This is a genomic window from Janibacter zhaoxuefangae (assembly GCF_050271985.1).
In the GTDB taxonomy this organism is placed as follows: Bacteria; Actinomycetota; Actinomycetes; order Actinomycetales; family Dermatophilaceae.
The window spans coordinates 245,927-260,801 of the sequence record NZ_CP189849.1; the positions used below are offsets into that span (position 1 = coordinate 245,927).

General features: G+C 70.0%; 14 protein-coding genes and 1 tRNA gene. 7 read left to right on the forward strand and 8 right to left on the reverse strand.

The features are described 5' to 3' along the window. Nucleotides 1-5: 5 nt before the first annotated feature. The 3 genes from ACQBAS_RS01160 to upp all read right to left on the reverse strand — a co-directional run bounded on the left by ACQBAS_RS01160 (nucleotide 6) and on the right by upp (nucleotide 1,723). Complete coding sequence (locus tag ACQBAS_RS01160; protein ID WP_427384493.1) at nucleotides 6-764, reverse strand: PH domain-containing protein; 759 nt, start codon at nucleotides 762-764, stop codon at nucleotides 6-8. 14 nt (nucleotides 765-778) lie between these two features. Next, on the reverse strand, nucleotides 779-949 hold the full coding sequence (locus ACQBAS_RS01165; protein WP_427384494.1) for a hypothetical protein: 171 nt from the start codon (nucleotides 947-949) through the stop codon (nucleotides 779-781). A 135-nt stretch (nucleotides 950-1,084) separates the two neighbouring features. Next, entirely contained in the window at nucleotides 1,085-1,723 is a 639-nt protein-coding gene (gene upp / locus ACQBAS_RS01170) for a uracil phosphoribosyltransferase (RefSeq protein WP_427384495.1), read from the reverse strand. Between the two features lie 103 nt (nucleotides 1,724-1,826). On the opposite strand from upp, the gene ACQBAS_RS01175 reads away from it, so the two are divergent. From ACQBAS_RS01175 to ACQBAS_RS01185, 3 genes are all read left to right on the forward strand, one after another. After that, the gene (locus tag ACQBAS_RS01175) at nucleotides 1,827-2,258 is read left to right on the forward strand and encodes a nucleoside deaminase (RefSeq protein ID WP_427385655.1); all 432 of its coding nucleotides are present in this window, start codon (nucleotides 1,827-1,829) and stop codon (nucleotides 2,256-2,258) included. Nucleotides 2,259-2,394: 136 nt separating this feature from the next. Beyond that, a complete protein-coding gene (locus ACQBAS_RS01180) occupies nucleotides 2,395-3,420 on the forward strand; it encodes a metallophosphoesterase (protein ID WP_427384496.1) in 1,026 nt (341 codons plus the stop codon). Nucleotides 3,421-3,497: 77 nt separating this feature from the next. Next, a tRNA-Ser gene (locus ACQBAS_RS01185) sits at nucleotides 3,498-3,587 on the forward strand. 293 nt (nucleotides 3,588-3,880) lie between these two features. Here the strand turns inward: ACQBAS_RS01185 and ACQBAS_RS01190 are convergent. Beyond that, nucleotides 3,881-5,569, reverse strand: coding sequence for a hypothetical protein (locus tag ACQBAS_RS01190; protein ID WP_427384497.1), 1,689 nt, complete (start codon nucleotides 5,567-5,569; stop codon nucleotides 3,881-3,883). Continuing rightward, nucleotides 5,566-7,941 carry a DNA N-6-adenine-methyltransferase gene (locus ACQBAS_RS01195; protein WP_427384498.1) on the reverse strand — a complete coding sequence of 792 codons (2,376 nt, stop codon included), beginning with the start codon at nucleotides 7,939-7,941 and terminating at the stop codon, nucleotides 5,566-5,568. Before ACQBAS_RS01195 ends, ACQBAS_RS01190 begins: the two co-directional genes overlap by 4 nt. A gap of 231 nt (nucleotides 7,942-8,172) precedes the next feature. Between ACQBAS_RS01195 and ACQBAS_RS01200 the strand changes: the two genes are divergently transcribed. The 3 genes from ACQBAS_RS01200 to ACQBAS_RS01210 all read left to right on the forward strand — a co-directional run bounded on the left by ACQBAS_RS01200 (nucleotide 8,173) and on the right by ACQBAS_RS01210 (nucleotide 11,371). Further along, entirely contained in the window at nucleotides 8,173-8,742 is a 570-nt protein-coding gene (locus ACQBAS_RS01200) for a helix-turn-helix domain-containing protein (protein ID WP_427384499.1), read from the forward strand. Between the two features lie 200 nt (nucleotides 8,743-8,942). Continuing rightward, the gene (locus ACQBAS_RS01205; RefSeq protein WP_427384500.1) at nucleotides 8,943-9,755 is read left to right on the forward strand and encodes a TIGR02391 family protein; all 813 of its coding nucleotides are present in this window, start codon (nucleotides 8,943-8,945) and stop codon (nucleotides 9,753-9,755) included. Nucleotides 9,756-9,901: 146 nt separating this feature from the next. Beyond that, nucleotides 9,902-11,371, forward strand: a complete 1,470-nt coding sequence (locus ACQBAS_RS01210; RefSeq protein WP_427384501.1) for an ATP-binding protein — start codon at nucleotides 9,902-9,904, stop codon at nucleotides 11,369-11,371. A 76-nt stretch (nucleotides 11,372-11,447) separates the two neighbouring features. Here the strand turns inward: ACQBAS_RS01210 and ACQBAS_RS01215 are convergent, their stop codons facing one another. From ACQBAS_RS01215 to ACQBAS_RS01225, 3 genes are all read right to left on the reverse strand, one after another. Continuing rightward, the gene (locus ACQBAS_RS01215) at nucleotides 11,448-12,005 is read right to left on the reverse strand and encodes a DinB family protein (protein ID WP_427384502.1); all 558 of its coding nucleotides are present in this window, start codon (nucleotides 12,003-12,005) and stop codon (nucleotides 11,448-11,450) included. An 18-nt stretch (nucleotides 12,006-12,023) separates the two neighbouring features. After that, entirely contained in the window at nucleotides 12,024-12,329 is a 306-nt protein-coding gene (locus ACQBAS_RS01220) for a hypothetical protein (protein ID WP_427384503.1), read from the reverse strand. 96 nt (nucleotides 12,330-12,425) lie between these two features. Next, complete coding sequence (locus ACQBAS_RS01225) at nucleotides 12,426-13,778, reverse strand: dihydrolipoyl dehydrogenase family protein (RefSeq protein WP_427385656.1); 1,353 nt, start codon at nucleotides 13,776-13,778, stop codon at nucleotides 12,426-12,428. 392 nt (nucleotides 13,779-14,170) lie between these two features. On the opposite strand from ACQBAS_RS01225, the gene ACQBAS_RS01230 reads away from it, so the two are divergent. Next, nucleotides 14,171-14,539, forward strand: a complete 369-nt coding sequence (locus tag ACQBAS_RS01230; protein ID WP_427384504.1) for a MerR family DNA-binding protein — start codon at nucleotides 14,171-14,173, stop codon at nucleotides 14,537-14,539. The last annotated feature ends 336 nt before the right edge of the window (nucleotides 14,540-14,875 follow it).

The window sequence follows — 14,875 nt, forward strand, 5'->3', positions numbered from 1 at the left end:
CTTGTTCAGTAGCGGTCGGGGTCGACGACGGGCAGTTCGCCCGTGTCGTCGTCGCGGTCGCGACGGCGCAGGTCGGCGCTGCGATAGAGCGATCCCTCGTGTCGGCCCTGACGATGGCCACTCATGATCCCCGGCGGCGGCCCGCCGCGCCACAGCGCCGCGTTGTCGTGGAGGTCGTGGACGTCGTGCTCCAGCTCGAAGGCGGCCTCCTGGTCGCGCTCGTAGGCGTCGTTGTCCTCGTCGCTGTAGTCGTCGGCGTCGCGGGTGCCGAAGATCTCCGCGCAGATGTCCTTGTAGAGGCGGTCCGGGCGGGGGATGAAGTTGACCTCGGAGAGCGCCTGCTCCTGACCCGCGGACTCGAGCACGAACTTCCCGTAGCCGAGCATCCGGCCGGGGATCGTGCGGTGGTAGGTCATGTCGGTGACCTTCGTGAGGGGCATCATCGCGACCTTCCGCGTGATGAACCCATAGAAGAGGAGCAGGCGCTTGTCGGTCGCGACGAACCGCTCCTGGCGCCACTCGAAGATGCGGAAGGCCAGGTACAGCAGGCTGGCGAACCACGCCCACCACAGGAACTCGATGACGGTGGCGCCGGAGTCGGGGATCGACATGTCTCCCCAGATCGCGACGACGGTCGCGGCGAGGACGAGCAGCACCGGCTTCGCGAGCACGATGCGGTGGCGCCGGACGTCGCCGACCAGCCGTTCGCCCTCGAGCAGGAAACGGTCGAGGTCCTTGGCCGTCGAGCGTGCGCGCCGGGCCATGCGAGCCCTCCCGGTCAGTTGCCGCCGATGAGGGCGTCGAAGAAGCGCATGACGTTCTTGGCGCCGTTGACGATCACGTCCCAGATCGCGTTGACGATCGTCGCCGCCTCGTTGGGGGAGGTGACGACCGCATAGACCATGAAGATGGCCAGGATCCCAAGGATGATCTTCTTGATGGGAGGCATCGACTGCTCCGTGTCTCCTCGTCGTGTCCCCAGCAGGGTTGTCGGGGTGCGGGCAGGCTGCCGCGCGTCACCCGTCAGTGTGCCGCATGGGACGGATGTGGTGATTGTGGCGCGCCGGGGGCGCCCGCAGGTGTGTCAGACCACGCCGTAGAGGCGGTCGCCCGCGTCACCGAGACCGGGGACGATGTAACCGTGCTCGTTGAGCCGCTTGTCGACACTGCCCGTGACGAGGGTGATCGGCACGTCGAGGTCGGCGACCTGCTCCTCGAGGGCGGCGATGCCCTCGGGCGCGGCGATGAGGGTGACGGCCGTGATGTCGTCCGCGCCGCGCTCGACGAGGTAGCGGATCGACATCGCCAGCGTGCCGCCGGTGGCGAGCATCGGGTCGAGGACGTAACACTGACGCCCCGACAGGTCGTCCGGCAGACGGTTCGCGTAGGTGACGGCCTCGAGCGTCTCCTCGTTGCGCAGCATGCCGAGGAAGCCGACCTCCGCCGTGGGCAGCAGGCGCACCATGCCGTCGAGCATGCCGAGGCCGGCGCGCAGGATGGGGACGACGAGCGGCTTGGGGGAGGACAGGTGGACGCCCTGCGTGGGGGCCACGGGCGTCTCGATGTCGACCGGGCGCGTGCGCACCTCGCGCGTCGCCTCGTAGGCGAGCAGCGTGACGAGCTCGTCGGCAAGGCGGCGGAAGGTGGGGGAGTCGGTGCTCTTGTCCCGCAGGTAGGTCAACTTGTGAGCGATGAGCGGGTGGTCGGCGGTGAGGACGCGCATGGGGGGAATCTATCGCCTCGGCGCCGGGTGACCAGACGTGAGAGAGACTGGCGCCGTGACCACCACCCGCCGCCATGTCGTCGAGCCCGCGCTCGACGAGGCGATGGGCCGTGCGCTCGAGCTCGCGGCGCTCGCCGCCGCGGCGGGTGACGTGCCCGTCGGGGCGGTCGTCCTGGCACCGGACGGCGCCGTGATCGGGGAGGGCTGGAACGTCCGCGAGGCCGAGGGGGACCCGACCGGGCACGCCGAGGTCGTCGCCCTCCGGGCCGCGGCGGCGACGCTCGGCCGCTGGCGCCTCGAGGACTGCACGCTCGTCGTCACACTCGAGCCGTGCCCGATGTGCGCCGGCGCTCTGCTGCTCGCCCGGATCGGCCGCGTCGCCCTCGGTGCCTGGGACCCGAAGGCGGGCGCGTGCGGCTCCGTCTGGGACCTCGTGCGCGACCGCCGGGCCACGCATCGGGTCGAGGTGATCGGAGGCGTCCGGGAGCGCGAGTGCTCACAGGCCCTCCTCGCGTTCTTCGCCGACCACCGCTGACGGTGGCGGGACGTTCACGCCCGCGACGGCCGGGCGTGGGGCGGTGGCCACCTTCGTGCGGGAGAACGGTTCGTGCGGGAGAACAGGGCGAGCCCTGCGCTTCCCACCCCGACCTCCCCCCCGAACTGGAGCCCCGATGACCCGCGCCCGCACCGCCTTCGCGCTTGCCGCCGTCCCGCTCACCCTCGCCGCCCTGACCGGACCGGCCCTCGCCGCCGACGGGCAGGACAAGGCGGGCGCCTTCTCCTTCGCCGTCATCGGTGATGTGCCCTACGGCGCCGCCCAGGTCGCGGACTTCCCCGGCTGGGTCGACCAGATCAACGCCGATGACGACGTGTCGATGACGATCCACGTGGGCGACATCAAGAACGGCTCGAGCCGCTGCACGGACGAGTACTTCGCCGGCATCCGCGAGCAGTTCGACCGCTTCGAGCAGCCGCTGATCTACACGCCCGGCGACAACGAGTGGACCGACTGCCACCGCACCAACAACGGCTCCTACGACCCGCTCGAGCGCCTCGACGCCGTCCGGGACACCTTCTTCCCCGTCGCCGGACGCACTCTGGGGCAGCACAGCGCGAAGGTCGCCTCGCAGGCGAACGTGGGTCTGCCCGAGAACGTGCAGTTGCGCCGCGGCGGTGTCGCCATGGGCGTCATCCATGTCGTCGGCAGCAACAACGGCACGCTGCCGTGGACGGGCCTCGGCGAGACGACGCCCAACGCCGCGCAGGTGGCCGAGGAGAAGGCGCGCATGGACGCCTCCATCGCCCTCGTCAAGGACACCTTCGCCCAGGCGCGCCAGCGCAACGACCGCGCGGTGGCCCTCTTCCAGCAGGCCGACATGTTCGACCCGACGTACACGCCGACCCCGGCGGACATCTCGGCCTTCACGCCGCTCGTCCAGACGCTCGTCGACGAGGCGTCCGCCTTCGACGGCGACGTCTACCTCGTCGACGGCGACAGCCACGTCTACAACGTCGACCGGCCGCTCGCGCAGGGCTCGGTGTGGCTGGAGCGGTATGGCGTGACCGGCTCGGCGGACGGGCTGCAGCGCATCACGGTCGACGGCTCGAGCAACAACACCGACTGGCTCAAGGTCACGGTCAACCGCCCCGGCGCCGACTCGGTGCTGTCCTGGGAGCAGGTGCCGTACGGCGACTGAGGCTTGCTCGGTCCCGGCCGCGCTGGCGACCTCGGGCGATTTCTCGGCGCGGCCCGCGCTCGGGTACTCTCGTCGGCGGTGGCGTGTCCGAGCGGCCTAAGGAGCACGCCTCGAAAGCGTGTGTGGGGGTAACTCCACCGTGGGTTCAAATCCCACCGCCACCGCCAAAAGGGACTTACGAAACCTGTAGGTCTGAAGTGACGAAACCCCGGCTGGACTTCATGTCCAGCCGGGGTTTCCCATGTCTGGGCCCACCTCGGGCGCCTCGGAGCCGCGCCAAGCGCTGCACGGGTCTGTTCGAGGACGCGCGAAGGCCCCGACCGGTGCGGTCGGGGCCTTCACGGTGGTGCGGAGGGCGCGCCTATAGCCCGTCAGGCGTTGGCCTGCGGGCTGTTTGGCGGTGGAGCTGTTCGGATGTGCGGGGCTGCCCGATGGGCGGCCGCCGGGGGCGGCAGCCAGGTCAGGCGGCCAGGGGAGGTGCTCCGGGTTGGGCGGGAGCGCTGGCACCGGTGCCGGGGTCGGGGTCGAACAGGTCGCCGTTGTCGGGGATGCGGATGAGGGTGAGGGGGTCCAGGGTCCAGTTGTTGGTGCGTGCCCAGCGCAGCAGCGTGGTCAAGTTGTGCGCGGCCAGGACGATGCCGAGCAGCAGGCTGGTCTTGGCGTGGCCGACCTGCAGGGTCCAGCCGGGGCGGATGATGCCGTCGCTGTGGCCCTTGATGAGGCCGAAGGACTGCTCGACGCGGATGCGCCGGTTGTAGGAGCGGCGCCATTCCTTGGAGCCCCACCGGTACTTCTGGTGGTGCTTGCCGAGGACGTCGAGTGGGACGGTGACGCTGGAGTTGCACACCTTGGGTACGCCGATGGTGCCGTCGTGCTGGCGGACCTTGGGCGCGGTGACCTTCTCCACCTGCGGCATGTGCCGGGACAGCGGGCACGCGTCGCAGGCGAGCTTGCCGACCTTGGCCGGGCAGGAGAAGCGGATGCCGTTCTTGGTCGGGCCCTTGCTCTCGAGGCGGAACTGGGCGCGTCGCTGGGTCAGCTGCTCGAACAGGTCACGGTCACGCATGCGCTGCTCGAACGCAGCCTTCTCCGCCGCGGTTGCGCGGGGGCCAGGCTTCTTGGCCCTGATGTCCTCGGTGGGGTGGATGGTGCGCAGGGCAGTGGGGGTGGACGGGCAGTACGGGTCGCCGTCGATGATGAGGTACCCGTCCTCGTGCGGGGTGGCGCCGTGGTCGGTGCTCTTGAGGTCGAGGGTGACGTCGATGCGCCGCTGGGCGATGGGTCGGGCGAAGTCGGCCATCGCGGCGTCGGAGAAGCCGCGGTCCACGACGATGTCCTTGGCTGGGGTGCCGACGGCGTCGAGGCGGTCGAGCAGGTCCATCGTTTCGGTCAGGCCCTTCTCGTTACCGGCCACCAGGGCGATGCGGTCCACCAGCGCCGGGGGCTCCATCTCGCGGGAGGTGGGGCTGTCGGGGCCGATGCGGGTGAACGCGATCAGCTGGTACCCGTAGACGAACTTGGTGCGGTTGGCGTAGGTCTTGGTGCGGTACCCGATGCGGGCGTCGGGGTCGTGCCGGGGCCGTCCGCGGTCGTCCGGACCGGCCACGAACGCCGCGCCCGCCGCGCCGTCGGGGTTGGCGTTGGCGGCGCCGCGGGGCCCGTTGACGGCCGCGGTGGTGCCGCGCAGCACGGCGGGGGTGTCGATGGCGGTGCCGTCGATGGCGTACCTGCCGTTGCTGGGCAGGTGAAGGCTGGCCGAGCTGGTGAGCTTGTCGAGGATGTCCTGGAGGGCGTCCCTGCGGACTGCTCGGGGGCCGACGCCGAGGTCGGGCCTGCGGGCCTCGCTGTGGTCGTAGGCGTCGGCGATGGCCGAGAACAGGTAACGGACCTGGCGGATGGTCAGGTTCTCCACGGCCAGGTCGTGGCGCACGTTGCGGGCCAGTCCCTGGGTCAGGGTCTTGTGGACGCTGACCAGCTTGAGGTTGCGGGAGTGCTTGGCGGTCAACAACATCGCCGCCAGCAGCACGTCCACCGGCAGGACCCGAGGGCGCCCGCCGGGGTTGGCGCGCAGGGTGTTCTCGATGTCGGTGTGCACACCGGTGCGGCGCACGTACTCCAAGGTCAGGTCCAGCTCACTGCGACGAATCATCGGGCGTCCCCCCGCCCGGTGTTCGGGTCGACCTGGTCGTCGTCCTTGGCGGCGCCAGTGCCGAGTGCGACGCCGCTGCCGGTCGGCACACCCTCCAAGGAGGCGAGCACCGCAGTGATGGCGTCCTGCGGCAGCTGCGGGCAGTGCCGCAGCAGGTTCTCCACCGGTCGAGGGGAGCTGATGCCGGCAGCGCACATCAGCTCGGCCAGCGGCACGGGGGCGCACATCGCGGCGACCATCCACGTGTTCCGCAGCCGGGACTGGTGCACCTCGATGGGTGCGCCGGACGCGGTGCGGGCCCGGGACGTCAGGGGGCGCATCACGTTGATGCGGTCGGCCTTGCGACCGATGAGCGGGTCGTCCTCGCCCTTGCCGAGCTCGGTGTGCGCCGCCAACGCCACCTTCAGCAGGTCGGTGAACGTGTGCCGCAGCGGGACGGTGCGCGCCTTCGTGCCGGGCACGCTCACCATCGTCACCGCAGCCCCGTCGGGAAGGGTCTGCGTGGTGATGTGGGCAGGGGTGATGCCACGCAGGTCGGTGGTGTCCAGGCCGGCGCCGGCGCCCAGGGCGATGGCGGTGCACAGCGCGGCCCGAGGCCCGGGGTTGCGCTGGTTCGCGGCCAGGAACATGAACTGGTCCATCTCGACCGGGGTGTACGGCGCCGCACCCGGCTTGTACGCGAGCTTGGTGGTGCGTGGGGCCGGGTCGAGGGAGTCCACGGCCCGCCGGATGACGGAGCGGTACGTTGCGGCGCTGCGAGGGACCAGTCCTTCCAGGCGCACGAAGGACTCGACGACGCCGGCGGCGAGAAGCTCCTCGACGATGACCGGGGACCCGGTCGCTGTGCCGGGTCGGCCGGTCCAGTGCGCGAACCAGGCCAGGAAACGAGCCACGGCGCTGCCGTAGCTGCTGGCGGCGCGCGCCGACGGCGGCCGCGTGCCGAGCAGGAGCCGTTGCGCGAGCAGCAGGTTGTCGTTCCACACCATGGCGCGGGACGCGTTCATGGGACGGAACGTCGTACAGGTGGCGATGGTGGAGCCGTCCAGGCCGGTGGTGTCCACCGGGCCGAGCTCGAGGGTAGGGGCGTGAGCCGCAGCCACAGACTGGGCCAGCGCGTGGGACTTCTTGGCGAACGCGATGCGCTGGGCGCGCGTCATCGGCTTACTCGTCGTGGATGGTGCGGTCGCGGGTGTTTCGGTCGTGGGTGTTGCGGTTCGGACGGTGCTGCGGTTGGTGCTGGAGGGTATGCCGACCACCTCGGGTGATGTCGCCTCGGCCAGCGCCCGGATGGTCGCCAGCGCGGGCATCGTGACCGCGGTGCGACCCGTAGCAGTGCCCGTGGACATCGACTTTGCGACCGCGTTCAGCGCCAGCGTCAGGCCCTTGTCGGTCAGCTGGGCCCCGTGCCGGACCCGGTGCGCCTGTACGAGGGCAGCGACGGGCAGCGGCGCGGTGACGCCGGCGACGATGAACCGGTCGGGGTGTAGCGGGTAGCCCAGGGTGTTGTTTCGGGGCGAGGCGGCCATGGTCCCGAGCTGGCGGCAGATGCGGTGCAGCACCTCGCGTCGCGTGACCTTGGTCCGGCCGCCCACGGTCATCGCCTCGGTGACCTTGACGACCGACGTGGCCGTCAGCAGGGCGGGCAGGTCTGGGGTGCTGGCGCGGTCCCATCCGCACGGACCGGCAAGGAACGCGGTCAGGGACGACAAGTACACGTTGGCCTGCCCGACCGTCGCAGGCGTCATGGCGCGCGCGGTGTCCTTCACGACGGGCTCGGCCAGCGCGAACTGCTCAGGGGGCAGCGCGGCACCCCAGTAGTTGTCGATGAGCGCGCCGGGCGTCTTGGCCGGGCGCACGTTGGGCGACTTCCCCGGCATCGTGCCCACAGTCCCGGGCTGGCCGGGGACGTCGGTCGGGCGGTAGATGACCACGGCCGAGGCGAACGCGGCCGTGTTCGCCGCGTCACCGAACGTGAGCCGGCCGCGGACGTACCGGACCTCGCCGCCAGAGCCCAGGACGTGCTCGTGCCACCACGCCGTGTCAGCCCGCACCGGGACCAGGGCCACAACTGTGGCACCGCCTGCGGCGGCCTGGCGAGCCTTGGCCATCCACGCTGCGATGGGACGCCCGTACGGGCTGTTCATCCACACCGCACCGCGCAAGCGGTCGGCCTCGGCGGCCCAGTCCTGGGCCAGCCCGTCGCGCCGGTTCGGGTCGGCGTGGTCCAAGGCGTAGTACGCCGGCGCCTTCGCGTTGAGGGCGTCGGCGCACACGTCCAGGACGAACCCGAACTCGGCATGCAGACGGTCGAAGAAGCCCTGCGGGGTGGGCCACTGGTCGGTGGCGGAGGAAAGGTGGGCGCGAGAGGACATCGGGGGAGCTCCAGGGACGGCATCGTCACGAGCCCGCAGGGTGCGGGCTCTCGTGGCGGCTGTCCCTGACCCCGCAGCGGGGTGGGCCATCGCGGCACACCGGGTCAGGTGTGCGAAGGGAACGGTGCTGGCGCCCGAGGTGGACTTGATCGGGAAACCGGTACGTTCGGATCGGGTGGCCGGTACGATTTCGCCCGGACCGGTTAGGCGACAAGGAGAAGTGGGGCTGGGGTGGCGCGGGAATCAGAGGACCCGTCACCGGCGACGTGGGCGCCGCCTCGCGGGCCGCGGGACCCGCGCACCGGGCAGCGGCCGGCCTGGGCCGCTCGCCCGGACTCGTCCTACAGCGACGACGCCGAGCGGGAGGTCGTCGGCGCGTGGCGGGCGCTCGTCGAGGTCGTGGCAGATGAGCGGTACGCCCGCGGCTGGGGACTACGCCGGCTCGCGAGCCAAGCCGGGGTGGTGCTGTCGGTGGTCAACGACATCGAGGCGGGCAGTACGTGGCCGCGCTTGGGCACCGTTGAGGCCATCGCAGGCGCGCTCGGGTTCGTCCTGGAGGTCGAGCCCGAGCCCGGACACCCGGTGTTGGAGGGGTTGATGCGGCAGGTTCGGCGGCAGCGGCGCCGGGACGGGACAACCCCGCGGCAGCTCGCCGAGTACGCCGGCGTGCGCCCAAACACCCTGTACGAACTGCCCGGGGCGGTCGCCGGGGGCTCGGTTCGCACCCTGCTGGTCCTGGCCCGCCAGCTCGACGTCACCGTGCGCCTCGTGCGGTGCCGTGGTGCCAACGTCCCGGGGTGAAGGCAGGCCACCAGCGGGCAGGTTCGAGTCGGCTTGCCGGGTTCCCTGTCACCAGGGGTTTGGCGTCCGTCGATCGAGGAACGACGGTGTGGGCCAAAGTGGCCACAGGTTTCAGCAACATTGGGCAGGTCTGTAGGGCGACTGCGGCGTCGGCGAGCCGAATCGCGGCGTGGATGGGCTGACCTGACACCATCGCTGTCATGCCTTCCAAGGTCTACGACCTCGCCGTCACGCAAGCCGTGTGCGACGTGCTGGCACAGACCGACCACCCGGGCCTAACCAACTCGGAGCTCCGTGCCGCGCTCGAGCACGCCAAGGTGTTTGAGCTGCCACCCGGCCCGAACAAGCGCACCGCTCTGCGGGTGGTGTTGCACAACACCCAGGTCCGCCGCGGCGACGGCGCAACGTTGGTTGCCTTCGTGAACGCCGCCATGAGGCCGGCCCTGTACACCCGGGACCATGACCGGTGGAACGCGCTGCGCGACCAGCTGGATGAGGTGCTGGTGCTGTACGGTCTGCGCATCAACGACGCGGGCATGGTGGCGCGCCGCAGGCAGCAGGCGGCCAGCTTGCGGGAGGCAGCCGAGCTTGCTGGCACCCTGCAGACCGAGCTTCGACGGAGGGGCTGCCACCCGCAGCTGTTCGTGTACTGCAGCGAGGAACTGGTGGCGAAGTCGCTGTTCCACGCCGTCAGCGAAGCCGCGAAGTCCATCCCGGACCGCGTGCGGTCGATGACGGGATGCACCTTGGATGGGGCGGACCTGTACGACGAGGTGTTCGGGACGAAGCAGAAGCCGGCCGAGCTGCGGGTCAACTCGCTGAGCACCGTGTCCGAGGAGAGCGAGCACAAGGGGTTCAAGAACCTTCTGGTGGCTTTGCACGGTCTTCATCGCAACCCTCGCGCGCACGCCACCCGCTTGGGTTCAGCCGAGGACCTGGCGGACTTTTACGACGCCTTCGCGATGTTCTCCTACGTGCATCGGCGACTGGACCGAGCAAACCGCGTCGGGTAGTCAACCCTGCACTGTTTTCCCGGCGGCGTCTTCTTCGTCCCCCTCTTCTTCGTCCCCCTCTTCTTCCTGTTCGCCCTGGGGCGCGACGTCGATGGAATGTAAGTGCGAATGTAACTAAATGTAATGCGATGCGTTACCTTTGCTGGATGGCGCTGATCGACGACCTCTTGGCCCGACTGCGGGTGGCCGGTGGGGACACGACCGACGTCGAGGTGAAGTCCGCTGCGGGGGGCTTGCCGACGTCGATGACGTCCACCCTGTGTGCGCTGGCGAACCTGCCCGGGGGTGGGTGGGTGGTCCTGGGCTTGGACGAGAAGGCTGGCTTTGCGCCGGTTGAGCTGGGTGACGTCAATGCGCTTCGACAAGGTTTGGCTGGCAAGGCGCGGGCGTGTAGCCCACCGGTGCAGGTGACATTTCATGATGCTGAGGTGGCCGGCCGGCCCGTGGTCGTGGCGGCGGTGGCGGAGTGTTCTCCCTCGGCCAAACCGTGCCGTGTCGTGTCCACCGGGTCTGGCTGGGTCAGATTCTGGGACGGCGACTTCACGATGTCAGCTGTGGAGGAGCAGGCGTTCCTGGCTCAGCGACAACCGCCGCACTTCGACCGTTCCCCGGTCGAGGGGGCGACCATGGCGGACCTGGACCAGGACCTGGTCGCCGTGTGGGCGGCGACCGTTGCTGAGCGGGACCAGTTCGGCCTCGGGCGGTTCACTGGTCGGGAGCTTCTCTTCCGCGCTGGCATTGTCACCGCTGACGACGTGCCGACCAAGGCGGGCCTACTGGCGCTCGGGGTGCACCCTCAGCAGTTCTTCCCCCGGTACCTGCTCAACCTATCGGTCACCTCCCAGGGCGCGACGCGGGCGGTGGACCCGGTGGCGTTGTCGGGACCGATTCCGGTGATGCTGGACGGCGCATTGGAGTGGGCGCGGCGCGTCTTCACCAGGGCTGTCGTCGAGCGCGATGACGGCTCAGTGCATGACGCCTGGACGTACCCGCTGGAGGCGTTCCGGGAGCTGGTCGCGAACGCGTTGGTCCATCGGGACCTGGACGCCTGGTCGGAGGGGGCGGGCGTTGAGGTGCGCCTGACACCGGACCGGTTGGTCGTCACGAACCCTGGGGGGTTGTACGGCGTGACGGTGGACCGGCTGGGTCGCCAAGGTGTCACCTCGGCACGCAACGGGCGACTTCTGGAGGTGTGCCGGTACGCACGTTCGAAGGCCGACTCGCGAGTGGTTGAGGCGTTGGCCAGCGGCATTCCCCGGGTCATTTCGTCCATGGCCGAGCAGGGTCATCCGCCTCCGCAGTTCCAGGACAGCGGCATCCGGTTCACCGTGCTGCTTCGGTCCCGGGCGCACCAGCGGGGACCCGTGCCGGGGGCGAACGAGTCTGTGGCTCGCAAGGTCGCCGGTCTCGGGCCGTCGGAGCGGCGGTTGTGGGACGCCTTGGGCGGCGATGAGGTCACCGTCGTCGAGTTGGAGCGGCGCACCGGGTTGAAGGCGCCCAACATTCGCAGGGTCCTGCGCGCACTGGTCGCCCTGGAGCTGGTGGCCCGCCACGGTGGTCAGGGCCACCAGGGCACAACGTACGCACGCGTGCCGGGCGCTGCCGCGCCGCCGTGACGCGGCGACGAGTCTGCCGCTGGCAAGGGTCCTGGGAGCCACCGGCTGGCAGAGCCGGTGGTCACGCTCGAGCTCTTCAGGTGGCGAGCGTGAGCTGCCCGCGGTGGTGGGCGTAGTGCAGCACCGGGTATGCGTACACCTCTGCGAGGGTCATGAAGGGTTCGAAGTAGGGGTCCCAGTTGGTCGGGAACGGCATCCCCCGCATCAGCCGGTGCTCCGGCTCCTGCTCGAGGCTGGCAACGAGGTGATCGATGGTGCGGTCGCACAGCCACCCCATCCGGGTGTGGTTGAAGACGAGCGCGCCCCCGCACGAGCCGGCGTAGTTGACCCAGTGGAACGGCACGCGACCTGTTTCCAGGACGCGGGCGAACCCGCGGCCCACCGGTGGTGGCAGTGCCGACATCAGCCGCACCAGGGGTAGCAGGCGTCGGACGATGAGGAACCCGAACACCATGTGGAACAGCAGCTGCTCGTTGCTCCATCGGGTCCCGTTGCTGCGTGCCCGCAGCGTGGCCGGGGTCGCGGTGGCCAGCAGGTCGTGCAGGTCGTTCCGGCACTTGGTGAGGTCGGCGACGATGACGGCCCGGTCCGCCGTGGGCCGGTCGTCGTTCCCAGCTCCGTTGGCCGGGGTCACCGGGCGTCCTACCACCCTTCAGGGCAGGTGCTTGTCGAGGCGCCGCAACAAGAACCCGACCACGGGCCAGTCCTGCACGCCGGCGCGCATCACCCGGCCGCGAACCGCTGACACAGCGCGGCGTGCTGCCGCGCCCGGGGTGCGGCGGCCGGTCTCGGCCGTGGAGCGCGCGCGCCGGTGCAGCCACTGCGCGCAGCCGGCGCACACCCCGACCTCGGGGTGGGTTCCGAGCCGGCTCAGGTCTTGCTCGTCGAACGTGTTCCCGCAGCACCAGCACGACGGGCGCTGCGCTTGCTCGTCCTGCACTGCTGCCTGCGCTGCCATGACCCCATCGTCCCCCCGAAGCGCGCCGGTGACCAGAGTCGTCCCGGGCACCTCTGAGCCGTCCCGAGTCGCCTGGGTCTGTTCGCCTTCGGGGTGTCAGAGCAGGGAGCCGAGGTCTGAGCCGACGGTGGGGTAGGCGGCTGGCATGGACTTCAGCTGGCGGGTGGTCAGTCCGAGCTTCATGGCGAGGCCGAGAACGTTGACCAGCTCGCCGTAGCCGGGGCCGAGCAGGTGCGCCCCAACGATGCGATCGGTGGTCCGGTCGATGAGGATTTTCGTGGCTGCGGTGGTCTCACCGATGCGGTAGTTGGAGTACCAGCCGCTGGTGTCGTGGTGGCGGACCTCGACGTCAAGGCCGCGGTCGCGCGCGTCCTGCTCGAGCATCCCGACCCGGGTCAGTTCGGGAATGGTGAAGACCGCGGTGGGGACGCCGGTGTAGTCGGGGACGGTCGTGGTGCCCTTGAGCATGTTGGACGCTGCGACCTTGCCTTCGAACACCGCGACCGGGGTCAGCGGCATCCCGGGCGTGTTCGCCGAGTCCCCGGCGGCGTACACGGCCGGGTTGCTGGTGCTTTGCAGGTGCGGCGCCACCTGGACCCCGTTCTCGTCCCAGTCGACGCCGGCGGCGTCCAGGTCCAGGCCGGCCAGGTCCGGGATGCGGCCCGCGCCGTGCACGACGAGGTCGAACTGCGCCGTGTCGGGTTGACCGGCTCGTTCCACACTGACCCGGTACGCGGAGCCCGACGGTTCGACGGCGGTGATGGTGGTCTCCCGCCACAGGTCGATTCCGGCGGCGGTGCCGCGGTTGACGAGGAGCTCGACGAGGTCGGGGTCGAATGCCTTGAGTGGCCGCGGTCCCCGGTCCAGGATGACGGGGCTGCTGCCTGCGCGTGCCGCGATGTGCGCGAACTCGAAGGAGATGAACCCGCCACCGACGAACAGGATCCGTTCCGGCAGCTCGGGCAGGTCCATGAACGCGGTGCTGTCGACCAAGTGCTCGTGGCCGGCGAAGGGCAGCGGCCGGGGCCGGGCGCCGGTGACGACCAGGAAGTGCGCCGCCTCGTAGGAGCTGCCGTCGATGGCGATGGTGGTGGGGCCGGTGAACCGGGCGTGCCCGTGCAAGGTGTCGACGCCGTTGCCGACCAGCGCGCCTTCGATGTTTCCCGGGACGGGGTCGGTGAAGCCGTGCTTGTGCTTGATGAGGTCGGTCCAGTTGATGGCCAGCCCGGCCTCGTCGATGCCTTTGCCGCGCATCAGTGCCGCGCTGTCGACGATCTCGGCACCTCGCCGCAGGATCTTCTTCGGGTCGCAGCCGCGCAGCGCGCACGTGCCGCCGTACGGCAACGCGTCGACGATGGCGACCTTCCACCCGGCCGAGGCGCACTTGTTCGCCGCGGCCACCCCGGCCATGCCGGCCCCGATCACGATCAGGTCGTAGTGGCCCGTCATCACGCCCCGGCTCCGAGCTTGGCCTTCAGCTGGTCCATGGTGGGTGCTCCGGCCAGGCCGTCCGGTGTGCGGTAGACCCGGCACGACAACCCCACCCCGGCGCCCGGTTCGGCGAACACGTCGACGCCGTCGACCCGGATGCTCGGCGACCCGTGGAACCCGACCCTTTCGGCTTCCTCACCGTCTCCACACGGTGCAGCGTCAGCACCATGTCGGGGCGCTCCGCCGCGATGGCAGCAAGCCGCTCATGGGCCAGGGTCCAGTTCGGGCAGTCATCGAAGTACAGCAAGGAGACGTCCATACCTGCGACCGTAGACGTTGTACCGTGGTAGAAGGTCAAGGGAGAGGAGTGCGCGGTTGTGTTGATCGGTGAGCTTGCTGACGCAGCTGGGGTGAGCGCCCAGACCGTCCGGCTGTACGAGCGCAGAGGGCTGCTGCCAGACGCCGACCGTGGCGCCAACCGGTACCGCCTCTACGACGACTCCATGCTGGTCCGGTTGCGCTTCATCCGCGTGGCTCAGGAGGCCGGGCTCACCCTGGCCGAGATCCGCAGCATCATCGAGCTTCGCGACGACGGGACCGCGCCCTGCGCGCACGTCGGCACCCTCATCGACACCAAGCTCACCGACGTCCGAGCCCGCATCCGCCACCTCGCTGCGCTGCAGGCCGAGCTCGAAAGGCTCCTCGAGCGCAGCCAGGTCCTCGACCCTGCGGACTGCGCGGACGACGACATCTGCCACATCCTCGCCACATCGACGTAGCCATTCGACGTGGCCTGAGCGCCCGCCTCTCTGCGGTCTGCGGTCTGCGGTCCGTGTCCACAGCCGCTGCTACGGTCCGGATGAAGGCACGAGGAGTGCGCTGAGAGGCTGCTCGGGGAGCGAAGGACAAGTGCTGTCTACCCTTGACGGTAGAGAGCTCGGGGGATGACTTCGCGAAAACGTGGGGGCCTTCCTTGACTGGACCCCGCAAACAGGCGTCATTCACGCACGACTCAGAGTTTCGTAACTCCCTCGCCAAACGAAAAGCCCCGAGCATGCTCGGGGCTTTTTCGTTTGGCGGTGGCGAGGGGATGCCGGGAGCTGGAGCGCACGCGC

Excerpts from the sequence above, each read along its gene's own strand:
- ACQBAS_RS01160 (WP_427384493.1), bottom strand. The coding sequence starts at position 764 with ATGGCCCGGCGCGCACGCTCGACGGCCAAGGACCTCGACCGTTTCCTG.
- ACQBAS_RS01190 (WP_427384497.1), bottom strand. The coding sequence starts at position 5,569 with ATGATTCGTCGCAGTGAGCTGGACCTGACCTTGGAGTACGTGCGCCGC.
- ACQBAS_RS01220 (WP_427384503.1), bottom strand. The coding sequence starts at position 12,329 with ATGGCAGCGCAGGCAGCAGTGCAGGACGAGCAAGCGCAGCGCCCGTCG.
- upp (WP_427384495.1), bottom strand. The coding sequence starts at position 1,723 with ATGCGCGTCCTCACCGCCGACCACCCGCTCATCGCTCACAAGTTGACC.
- ACQBAS_RS01175 (WP_427385655.1), top strand. The coding sequence starts at position 1,827 with ATGGGCCGTGCGCTCGAGCTCGCGGCGCTCGCCGCCGCGGCGGGTGAC.
- ACQBAS_RS01205 (WP_427384500.1), top strand. The coding sequence starts at position 8,943 with ATGCCTTCCAAGGTCTACGACCTCGCCGTCACGCAAGCCGTGTGCGAC.
- ACQBAS_RS01210 (WP_427384501.1), top strand. The coding sequence starts at position 9,902 with ATGGCGCTGATCGACGACCTCTTGGCCCGACTGCGGGTGGCCGGTGGG.
- ACQBAS_RS01180 (WP_427384496.1), top strand. The coding sequence starts at position 2,395 with ATGACCCGCGCCCGCACCGCCTTCGCGCTTGCCGCCGTCCCGCTCACC.
- ACQBAS_RS01165 (WP_427384494.1), bottom strand. The coding sequence starts at position 949 with ATGCCTCCCATCAAGAAGATCATCCTTGGGATCCTGGCCATCTTCATG.
- ACQBAS_RS01195 (WP_427384498.1), bottom strand. The coding sequence starts at position 7,941 with ATGTCCTCTCGCGCCCACCTTTCCTCCGCCACCGACCAGTGGCCCACC.
- ACQBAS_RS01225 (WP_427385656.1), bottom strand. The coding sequence starts at position 13,778 with ATGACGGGCCACTACGACCTGATCGTGATCGGGGCCGGCATGGCCGGG.